Source organism: Vibrio sp. S9_S30, from assembly GCF_014694455.1.
GTDB lineage: Bacteria > Pseudomonadota > Gammaproteobacteria > Enterobacterales > Vibrionaceae > Vibrio.
The window spans coordinates 1-770 of sequence record NZ_JAAUWT010000117.1; the positions used below are offsets into that span (position 1 = coordinate 1).

Here is a 770-nt window from a genome sequence, read left to right on the forward strand (position 1 = left end):
AAACTCAGGAAGGCTAGTAATGACAATGCTCGTGGATTTACTTGGATCCGCATCATCTTCCTCATCGGTAGCGTATTTAGAGAATGGAATATCAAAAACACCAGAGGTAGATGATACTGAGAAATCACTAACTTCAGGTGCTTGATTGATCGCTGACTCAGAGCTTGGAATCGCAATGTCGACAACTGCAGTGCTTTCACTTTCCTGACCATCAGAGTCGACTGCCTTATATTCAATCTCATCATTGATTTCTGAATCTATCACTTCGATATTCGAAAAAATGAAATTTGAGTTTTCACTTGCTGTCGTTGTTAGACGAATTTCATCAAAGCCACTTGCCAATTGAAGGTTTGCAACATACTGAGCATTAACAATGTCACTTGACGAATCGACAACAACGGTTTCTTGTAGAATACCGTCTTTATATAACGCAATATGAACCTTGGCATCAATGCCAAGAGTCGCGTCAGTATAGTTTTCATACAGGCTACCAAGAGAGACATTTGCTTCGGTTATATTCACATTATCGCCGAAATCAATAGAGAGATATTCTTTACCGTCACTCTCTATCTCATTATCATCATTTACGCCTATTCCACGCTCGTCGCCCTTACTATGGTAATTTAATGTTCCTTGAACCAGTGAGCCATCATCCGCTATGGTGCCTCCTGTGATCAACATGCCGCTGTCTAAAGCAATTTCGGTTAAATCACTGATTGGGGTTTCGTTATTGTAATTAGTCGCATCAAAACTGAAAGCTTCATGAACAT

At 40.1% G+C, this 770-nt stretch carries 1 protein-coding gene; it reads right to left on the reverse strand.

All coding sequences use genetic code 11. From position 1 onward, the window contains the following. Window positions 1–770 (reverse strand): hypothetical protein (locus HC752_RS24335; RefSeq protein ID WP_190337752.1); only part of this gene is annotated, 770 nt, incomplete at both ends.